A 9,155-nucleotide genomic window follows, 5' to 3' on the forward strand; every position below is an offset into this window, starting at 1 on the left:
TGGCACCTCAACAGCGAAGCTGTCGGCGTGTCATGTCGCCCAGCCGCCAACGATCAAGGGGGCGGGGGCTCACGCGGCCAGGGTGGCGTAGCGGCCGTTGCGGTTGAGCAGGCTGTCGTGGGTGCCGGTCTCGACGATGCGGCCGTGGTCGAGGACGGCGATCTGGTCGGCGGCGCGGACGGTGGAGAGCCGGTGCGCGATGGTGAGCACCGTCCGACCCTCGGAGAGCACGTCGAACGCTTTCTGTACGGCGCGTTCGGTCTCGGTGTCCAGCGCGCTGGTGGCCTCGTCGAGGACCAGGATGCGCGGGTCGCGCAGCAGCGTACGGGCGATGGCGAGTCGTTGCTTCTCGCCGCCGGAGAAGCGGTGCCCGCGGGAGCCGACCATCGTGTCGTACCCGTCGGGGAGGCCGGCGATGAGGTCGTGGATCTGGGCGGCGCGGGCGGCGGCCTCGATCTCGGGGTCGGTGGCGTCCGGCCGGGCGTAGCGCAGGTTCTCCCGGACGGTGGTGTGCAGCAGGTACGTCTCCTGGCTGACGACGCCGACGATCGCGGCCAGGTCGGTCAGGCGCAGGTCGCGCAGGTCGACGCCGTCGATGGTGATGCGGCCGGCGGTCGGGTCGTGCAGGCGGCTGACCAGTCCGGCGAGGGTGCTCTTGCCGGAGCCGGTCTCGCCGACGAGGGCGAGGCTGGTGCCGGCGGGCACGTCGAGGGTGACGCCGGCGAGGGCGGCGGTGTCGCTGCCGGGGTAGCCGAAGGTGACGTCCGCGAGGCGCAGGTGGCCGCGGACCCGGGCGGGGTCGAGGCGGACCGGCTCGGCGGGGTCGGCCACGTCGACCGGCAGGTCGAGGTATTCGAAGATCCGGGCGAACAGCGCCAGCGAGGCGGTCAGCGACACGCCCACGTTGAGCAGGCCCATCAGTGGCCGGAACAGGCCGCCCTGCAGGGCGGTGAAGGCGACCAGGGTGCCGATGCTCAGCGTGCCGGCGGTGCCGGGCAGGCCGGCGGCGAGGTAGATCACTGCCGGTACGGCGGCGAAGATGATGCTCATCGAGGCCATCCGCCAGCGGCCGGCCAGCTCGCTGCGCAGCTCCAGGTCGACGAGGCGGGCCGACGAGGCGGTGAATCGGTCGATCAGGGCGGGGCCGGTGCCGAGGGTCTTGGCGAGCTGCACGCCGCTGATCGACAGCCCCTCCTCGACGGTGACGTTGAGGTCGGCGAGTTCGCGCTGGCGCTGGTCGGTGATCTCGCGGCGCATCCGGGCGACCCGGCGGGTCAGCCAGATGGCCGGCGGGAGCACCACGAGCGAGACCAGGGAGAGCTGCCAGGAGAGCGCGACCATGGCGACGGCGGTGGCGACCACGGTGGTGAGGTTGGCCGCGACGGCGGTGGCGGTGGAGGTGACCACCGACTGCATGCCGCCGATGTCGTTGGTGATGCGCGACTGCACCTCGCCGGTGCGGGTGCGGGTGAAGAAGCCGAGTGACTGCCGCTGGAGGTGGCTGAACACGTCGGTGCGCAGCCGGTGCATGACCCGCTGCCCGACCTGGGTGGAGATCCAGGTCTGGACGACGCCGAGGGCGGCGGTCACGGCGGCCACGGCGACCATGCCGAGGACCAGCCAGACCAGCAGGGTCACGTCGCCCTGCGGAAGGGCACGGTCGATCACGGCACGCAGCAGGAACGGGCTGGCCATCGCGACGACCGAGGAGAGCACGATGATCGCGGTGACGATGGCCAGCGCGGGTCGGTGGGGGGTGAACAGGCGGCCGATGCGGCGCAGGGACACCTGGCGGGCCTGCGTCTTCTCCTCGGCGCTAACGGTGCGGTGGCCGCGGTCGCGGCCCATCGGGGTGGGTTCCAAGGGGGAACTCCTTCCGGAGGCGATATGCTGAGGTTACCTCAACATGAGGGAACAACAGTATCGGCTGCTACCGTATTCCGGTGACCGAGGACACCACCGACAGCGGCGACGAGAGCCTGGCCGAGACGTTCTGGGCGGTCGCGTCCCGTCTGCGCCGACAGACCCGGGAGTCGTTGGCGCCGTGGGACGTCACCCCCAGCCAGTCCCGCGCGCTCGGGGTGCTCGGCCGTCACGGTGAGGTACGCCCCGGCACGCTCGCCGAGCACCTGCACATCGCGCCCCGCTCGGCCACCGAGGTCGTCGACGACCTTCAGGCCCGAGGGCTCGTCGAACGGAGACCCGACCCGGCCGACCGCCGGGCGACCCTGGTCGCGCTCACCGACGAGGGCACCCGCGTCAGCGCCGCCATCCGGGCCGCCCGCCGCGCCGAGGCGGACCGCTTCTTCGGCCACCTCCCCGACGCCGACCGCGCCGAGCTGGCCCGCATCCTGCGCACCCTGCGCGCATAACCGCCCCGCGCGCGGGTAGCCAGCCGCCCCGCTCGTTCGCCGGACCCCCGCCACCACCAGCCGGGGAGACGTGACAGGAGGCGCTCATGTCTGCCCTGAACCACCGCCACCCCGCCTGATGTGCGGGATCAGCGGGGAGGTGCGCTTCGACGGCCGGCCGCCCGACGCGGCGGCGGTCACCCGGATGACCGAGGCGATGCGCTCGCGCGGCCCGGACGACGAGGGCCTGTACGCCGACGACTGGGTGCTCCTCGGGCACCGGCGGCTGACCATCATCGACCTGTCCGATGCCGGCGGCCAGCCGATGGTGCGCGACGACCTGGGCCTGGCGCTGGTCTTCAACGGGTGCATCTACAACTACCCGCAGCTGCGCGAGGAGCTGCGGAACGCCGGGTACTCCTTCGGATCCACCAGCGACACCGAGGTGATCCTGGTGGCGTACGCGCACTGGGGTGAACGCTTCGTCGACCACCTGGTCGGCATGTTCGCGATCGGGCTGGTCGACCGGCCCCGGCGGCGGCTCGTCCTGGCCCGCGACCGGCTCGGCATCAAACCGCTCTACCTCGCCGAGGCCCCCGGGCGGCTCCGGTTCGCCTCCACCCTGCCCGCGCTGCTGCGGGCCGGCGACGTCGACACCGGCATCGACCCGGTGGGGCTGCACCACTACCTGTCCTGGCACTCCATCGTGCCGGCGCCCAGGACCGTGCTGCGTGGCGTCCGCAAGCTGCCGCCCGCCACGGTGCGGGTGATCGAGGCCGACGGGCGCAGCCGTGAGCAGGTGTACTGGCAGCCCGACTACGTGCGGGAGCCGGCCGACGCCGGGATGGACGCCGCCGACTGGCGGGCCGCCATCTCCGACGCGCTGCGCACGGCCGTACGCCGACGGCTGGTCGCCGACGTCCCGGTCGGGGTGCTGCTCTCCGGCGGTCTGGACTCCAGCCTCATCGTGGCGCTGCTCGCCGAGGCCGGCCAGGAGCACCTTCGCACGTTCAGCATCGGCTTCGACAGCCGGGGCGACGAGTCCGGCGACGAGTTCCACTACTCCGACCTGGTGGCCCGCGCGTACGACACCGACCACCACCGGATCCGGCTCGCCGACGACGACCTGACGCCCGCCGTACGAGGGGCCGTGCTGGCCATGACCGAGCCGATGGGCAGCCACGACGTGGTCGCCTTCCACCTGCTCTCAGAGCAGGTGGCGCGGCATGTGAAGGTGGCGCAGTCCGGGCAGGGCGCCGACGAGGTGTTCGCCGGCTACGGCTACCACCAGCCGCTGACCCAGGTGCCCCGCCACGGCGCCGCCGAGACGTTCGCCGCCGCGTTCTTCGACCGTGGCCACGACGAGCTGCGCGCCATCGTCGGCCCGGCGTACGCGCTGGAGCGCGACGCCAGTCGTGACCTGCTCACCGACCACCTCGCCGCGCCCGGGGCGCAGACCGCGCTGGACGCCGTCCTGCGCCTGGACACCCACCTGATGCTCCCCGACGACCCGGTGAAGCGGGTGGACAGCATGTCCATGGCCTGGGGGCTGGAGGTGCGCACGCCGTTCCTCGACCAGGACCTGGTCACCCTCGCCGCGCGCTGCCCACCGGAGCACAAGGTGGCCCAGGGCGGTAAGGGCGTGCTCAAGGAGGTCGCCCGGGAGGTGCTGCCGGCCGAGGTGGTCGACCGGCCGAAGGGCTACTTCCCGGTGCCGGCGCTGCGCAACGTGGACGGGCCGGTGCGCGAGCTGGTCGCCGAAGCGTTGCAGGCCCCGGTCGCGCGCGAGCGGGGCCTGTTCCGCCCCGAGTACGTGGCGCGGCTGCTCGCCGAGCCGGACCGGGCCGAGGCCGCGGCGGGCAGCAACAAGCTGTGGCAGCTCGGTCTGCTGGAACTGTGGTTGCAGACCCACGACATCCGTTGACAACGGCCCATTAGCCGGCGGCGGTGTGGGCGGCGAGGTCGTCGATGACCGCGCGCAGGTCGCCGGTGTGCTCCAGCACCCGTCGCTGTCGGGTCGCCCCGGTGCCGTCGCGGCGCAGCCGGGCCAGTTGGGCCAGCACGTAGCCGAGATCGCCGTGACGCAGCAGCGCCGGGGCGATCACCGCCATCAGCTCGTCCACCAGGTCCCAGGCCGGTCGGGCGCCGCCGGCGCGCAGGTCGATCAGCTCGCCGTCGAGGCCGTCGTGGGCCGCCCGCCAGTGCGCCGCGGCGACGAGGCAGTCGCGCACGGGCGGGGCGAGCACCCCGGCGCGTACGTCGTCGGCCAGTGTCGCGACCAGGCTGCGGACCAGGGCGGCGACCAGCACGGCGTCGTCCACGGTCGGACAGACGTCACCGACACGGACCTCCACCGTCGGGTACGCCGACGACGGCCGGGCGTACCAGTAGACCATCGCCGCGTCCAGCATGATGCCGGCGGCGATCAGCTCGTCGACGGTGCGGTCGTAGTCGGCGGCGGAGTCGAAGTACGGCGTGGGGCCGATGCTGGGCCAGCGCTCCAACTGCATCGACCGCCAGCTGGCGTGGCCGGTGTCGTACCCGTCGTGCAGCGGCGAGTTGGTGGTGATCGCTTGCACCACCGGCAGCCACACCCGCAGGTGGTTGCAGACCTGCACGGCCAGCTCCCGGTCCGGCAGCCCGACGTGCACGTGACAGCCGCAGACCGCCGGATCGTGCGCCACCGGCCCGTACCGGCGGGACATGGCGTGGTAACGCGGCCGGTCGGGCACCGTCCGGTGCGGCTCGGCCACCGGGGTGGCGCCGACCGCCACGAGCCGGGCCCCGGCCTCGGCGGCGGCCTCGACGGCGGAGCGGCGCAGCGCCACCAGGTGGGTGCGCAGCTCGGTGAGGTCGGCGCAGACCGGGGTGACCATCTCCACCATGCTGTGCCGGAACTCCTGGCGGCCCTGGTCGCGGGCCGGGCCGCGCAGCGCGGCCAGCACCTGGTCGGCCACCGGCAGGTTCCGGCCGCTGTCCGGGTCGAGCAGCAGGAACTCCTCCTCGACGCCCAGGGTGAGGGTGAGGGTGTCGAGGTCCGGCACGGTGTCGACGGTCGCCGGTCGGTAGGCCATGGCCGCCTCCATCCGCTGCTGCGGCCAGGGGTGGAAACCCCGGCCGACGGGCGGCTCGGTTTCCCGGCCGGGGCGGCCGGCAAACGCACGGTCAGCCCGCCGAAACCGCCGCCGCCCGACGGTCGAGAAAGGCCCGTTCGGCCGAATTGTCGGTCAGCGCGACGGCCGTCCGGTACGCCTCGACGGCCTCCCCACGCCGGCCGAGCCGGGCCAGCAGGTCGGCGCGGACGGCGTGCCGCACGTGGTAACCGGGCAGATCGAGGCGGTCCACCTCGGCCAGCGCCGCCGCCGCACCGGCGACCTCGGCGAGCGCGACGGCCCGGTTCAGCGCCACCACCGGGCCGGGGGCGACCACCGTCAGCTGGTCGTACAGGGCAAGGATCTGACGCCAGTCGGTGTCGGCGGCGCGCGGCGCGGCGCTGTGCACGGCGGCGATCGCGGCCTGGAACTGGTACGGCCCCGGCCGGTCGCGGCGCAGGCAGCGACGCACCAGCGACTGCCCCTCGGCGATCAGGGCGCGGTCCCACCGGTCCCGGTCCTGTTCTCCGAGCGGCACCAGCTCGCCGTCCGCCGTGGTCCGCGCGCCCCGGCGGGACTCGGTGAGCAGCATCAACGCGAGCAGGCCCAGCGCCTCCGGTTCGTCCGGCATCAGCTCGACGAGCAGCCGGGCCAGCCGGATCGCCTCGACGCACAGCTCGGCACGGACCAGGTGCGGGCCGGCGCTGGCCGTGTACCCCTCGTTGAAGATCAGGTACAGCACCGCGAGCACAGCGTGCAGCCGCTCGGGCAGGTCAGCGTCGCGCGGCACCCGGTACGGGATGCGGGCGTTGCGGATCTTCGACTTGGCCCTGACCAGTCGCTGCGCCATCGTCGCCTCCGGCACCAGGAACGCGCGGGCGATCTCGGCGGTGCGCAGGCCGCCGAGCAGACGCAGGGTGAGCGCGACGCGGGTGGCCGGGGCGAGCGCCGGATGGCAGCAGGTGAAGATCAGACGTAGCCGGTCGTCGCGCACGGGCCCCTCCTCGTCGGGTGGGTCGGCGGCGTACAGCAGGGCCGCCTGGGCGTGCCGGTCGGCGCGCGTCGCCTCCCGGCGCAGCCGGTCGATGGCCTGGTGGCGGGCCGTCGTGATGATCCAACCGGCCGGGCTGGGCGGCGGGCCGCTGTCCGGCCACCGACGCAGCGCGATGGCGAAGGCGTCCTGGACGGCCTCCTCGGCGAGGTCGATGTCGCCGAGGAGGCGCACCAGCACGGCGACCGCGCGGCCGTACTCGGCGCGGAACACCGCCTCCACGTCGGGCACGGTCAGTCTCCGGCCCCGGGCCGGAAGGGGCGGACCTCGATCGGCAGGGTGGTGGCCAGCGCGTAGCGGCGACCCCAGTGCAGGGCGGCGTCCAGGTCCGGCACGTCGATGATGGTGACGCCGCCCAGGTACTCCTTGCCCTCCACGAACGGTCCGTCGGTGACCAGGACGTCACCGTCGCGGGCGCGCAGCACCGTGGCGGTCTCCGGCCCGTGCAGACCCTGACCGAAGACCCAGGACCCGGCGGCTGCCAGCTCGTCGCGCAGCTCGCCGACCTCGCGCATCACCTGTGCCAGGAACTCCGGCTCCGGCACCCCACCCTGCGGCTGGTGCATGCTGAGCAGGTAGAGCGTCATCGTTCCTCCTCGTGGCGGCCGGCGCGACGCCGACCTCTCATCCTCCATACGAACGACTACCGCCCACCTCGACAGGCCGGCCGGAAAAAAACGGCCGTCCCGGCCGCGGGTGTGCGACGCCGCGCCGGGCGGCCCCGGTCGTACGCCAGGTAACGGCACGGTGGCCAGCGCGTACGGGCTGCGGTGTCGCGCCGTCCGGGGCCGGGTGCGATGGTGTAGAAAGGCGGAGTGAGCGCAGCGGTGACGCAGGTGCCGGTCTTCGACCGAAGGACGGTCCACGGTGGCTGACCACGACCAGCCGCCCATCGGACGCACTGTCGGCACCGCTCTGGTGCAGCTCGGCGACGTACCTCTGGCGGACCTGCTGGCCGGCGCCGGTGACGGCGTCCTGGCCCACGTGCTGGGCACGCTGGCCGCCGAGAGTGAGCCGGGCCGGCCCGGCGACGTGTCGGCGTTCGAGTCGAGCTTCTGACCGTGCCGGCCGACGCCCCGCCGTCGGCCACCCGACACCGCCCTGCCGTGGCCGCGCCCCGCATCCGCCAGGTGGTGCTGAAGGTCCACTCACGGTGCAACCTGGCCTGCGACTACTGCTACGTCTACCGGCACGCCGACCAGGGCTGGCGGACTCGGCCACGGGTCATGGCCCCCGGCACCGTGAGCCGGGTCGCCGACCGGCTCGCCGCCCACGTGGCCCGGCACGGCACCGACCGGGTCCGGGTGGTGCTGCACGGCGGGGAGCCGCTGCTCGCCGGCCCCGCCGTGCTCGACCGGACGGTACGCACGCTGCGCGCCGCGATGCCCTCCGGCGTCGCACTCGACGTGGCGATGCAGACCAACGGGCTCCTGCTCGACGAGGCGGCGCTCGACCTGTGCCACACGCACGGCATCGACGTCGGGGTGAGCGTGGATGGCGACCGCACCGCCAACGACCGCCATCGCCGCCACGCCGACGGCCGGGGCAGCTTCGCCGAGGTGGCCGCCGCGCTGCGCCTGCTGGCCCGGCCCGAACACCGGGCCCGCTATGCCGGTCTGCTCTGCACGGTCGACCTGGCCAACGACCCGATCGCCGTCTACGAGGGCCTGCGGGAGTTCGACCCGCCCCGACTGGATCTGCTGCTGCCGCACGGCAACTGGAGCGCTCCCCCACCCGGGCGCCACCCCGGCGACCCCGCCACCCCGTACGCGGACTGGCTGATCGCCGTCTTCGACCGCTGGTACGCCGAGACGCCCCGGCGTACCAGCATCCGGCTGTTCGAGTCACTGATCGCGCTGCTGCTGGGCGGACGCAGCGGCACCCAGGCGCTGGGCGCCGCCGAGCCGGACGTCATGACGATCGAGACCGACGGCACCATCGAGGGCACCGACACGCTCAAGACGACCACCGCGTCGGCGATGCGGACCGGCTTCGACGTCTTCCGGCACAGCTTCGACGAGGCGCTGCGTCACCCGTCGCTGGCCGGGCGTCCCACCGGGACCGCGGCGCTCGCGCCGGCCTGCCGGGCCTGCCCGGTCGTCGACGTCTGCGGTGGCGGCCTGTACGCGCACCGCTTCCGCGACGGCGCCGGCTTCGCCAACCCGTCCGTCTACTGTGCCGACCTGCTGCGGCTGATCCAGCACGTGCGGACGGTGGTGACCGCCGACCTGGACGCGCTGCGCCGTCGCGTCGCCGGGGCGAGCGTGCCGACGCCGGTGGCACGCCCATGACGGGCCCGCTGTCGGCGGCGCAGCTCGCCGAGCTGGCTGGGGGCCACGGCGACGCCGCAACGGTCGCGGTGTTGCGGGGCGGGCAGCTCGGTCGCCGTCGGCTGCTGACCGTCGCCGCGGCCCGCGCCTGCCGTGACGAGCCACTGGTCCGGCAGAGTCTGGAGCTGCTCACCCGCGCCGAGCACGCCGACCCGGCAACGGTGGCCGCGGTGCTGACCCATCCACCGGTGACCGGATGGGCCCGCGCCGCGCTCGACGGCGCCGCCGGGCCCGCCTACCTGGCCGCGCTCGCGGCCGCGGCGGCGACCCGCGCCGGCCTGACGTTCACGCTGACGCTGCCCCGCCCGGCCGACGGTGTGCTGCCGCTGCC

General features: G+C 74.1%; 9 protein-coding genes. 5 read left to right on the top strand and 4 right to left on the bottom strand.

Annotation, left to right across the window (positions count from 1 at the left end):
- Window positions 1-69: 69 nt before the first annotated feature.
- On the bottom strand, window positions 70-1,848 hold the full coding sequence (locus tag ABZU46_RS19370) for an ABC transporter ATP-binding protein (protein ID WP_354859646.1): 1,779 nt from the start codon (window positions 1,846-1,848) through the stop codon (window positions 70-72).
- Window positions 1,849-1,943: 95 nt separating this feature from the next.
- Between ABZU46_RS19370 and ABZU46_RS19375 the strand changes: the two genes are divergently transcribed.
- On the top strand, window positions 1,944-2,372 hold the full coding sequence (locus ABZU46_RS19375; protein ID WP_354859624.1) for a MarR family winged helix-turn-helix transcriptional regulator: 429 nt from the start codon (window positions 1,944-1,946) through the stop codon (window positions 2,370-2,372).
- Window positions 2,373-2,490: 118 nt separating this feature from the next.
- Window positions 2,491-4,275: an N-acetylglutaminylglutamine amidotransferase gene (locus tag ABZU46_RS19380; protein WP_354859625.1), complete on the top strand. Its 1,785-nt coding sequence runs from the start codon at window positions 2,491-2,493 to the stop codon at window positions 4,273-4,275.
- A gap of 10 nt (window positions 4,276-4,285) precedes the next feature.
- Here ABZU46_RS19380 and ABZU46_RS19385 read toward each other — a convergent pair whose 3' ends face one another.
- From ABZU46_RS19385 to ABZU46_RS19395, 3 genes are all read right to left on the bottom strand, one after another.
- Window positions 4,286-5,425 (bottom strand): glutamate--cysteine ligase, encoded by a 1,140-nt coding sequence (locus tag ABZU46_RS19385; RefSeq protein WP_354859627.1) that lies wholly within the window; start codon window positions 5,423-5,425, stop codon window positions 4,286-4,288.
- A gap of 91 nt (window positions 5,426-5,516) precedes the next feature.
- Window positions 5,517-6,725 carry a sigma-70 family RNA polymerase sigma factor gene (locus tag ABZU46_RS19390; protein ID WP_354859630.1) on the bottom strand — a complete coding sequence of 403 codons (1,209 nt, stop codon included), beginning with the start codon at window positions 6,723-6,725 and terminating at the stop codon, window positions 5,517-5,519.
- A 2-nt stretch (window positions 6,726-6,727) separates the two neighbouring features.
- Window positions 6,728-7,081, bottom strand: a complete 354-nt coding sequence (locus ABZU46_RS19395; protein WP_354859633.1) for a YciI family protein — start codon at window positions 7,079-7,081, stop codon at window positions 6,728-6,730.
- A 280-nt stretch (window positions 7,082-7,361) separates the two neighbouring features.
- Between ABZU46_RS19395 and fxsA the strand changes: the two genes are divergently transcribed.
- From fxsA to ABZU46_RS19410, 3 genes are all read left to right on the top strand, one after another.
- Window positions 7,362-7,553 carry an FxSxx-COOH cyclophane-containing RiPP peptide gene (fxsA, locus tag ABZU46_RS19400; protein WP_354859636.1) on the top strand — a complete coding sequence of 64 codons (192 nt, stop codon included), beginning with the start codon at window positions 7,362-7,364 and terminating at the stop codon, window positions 7,551-7,553.
- A gap of 2 nt (window positions 7,554-7,555) precedes the next feature.
- Window positions 7,556-8,785: an FxsB family cyclophane-forming radical SAM/SPASM peptide maturase gene (locus ABZU46_RS19405; RefSeq protein ID WP_354859638.1), complete on the top strand. Its 1,230-nt coding sequence runs from the start codon at window positions 7,556-7,558 to the stop codon at window positions 8,783-8,785.
- The coding region (locus ABZU46_RS19410) for a hypothetical protein (protein WP_354859640.1) at window positions 8,782-9,155 on the top strand (374 nt) is incomplete at its 3' end. The genes ABZU46_RS19405 and ABZU46_RS19410, both read left to right, overlap by 4 nt.

Source organism: Micromonospora sp. NPDC005197, assembly GCF_040608295.1.
Taxonomy (GTDB): domain Bacteria; phylum Actinomycetota; class Actinomycetes; order Mycobacteriales; family Micromonosporaceae; genus Micromonospora.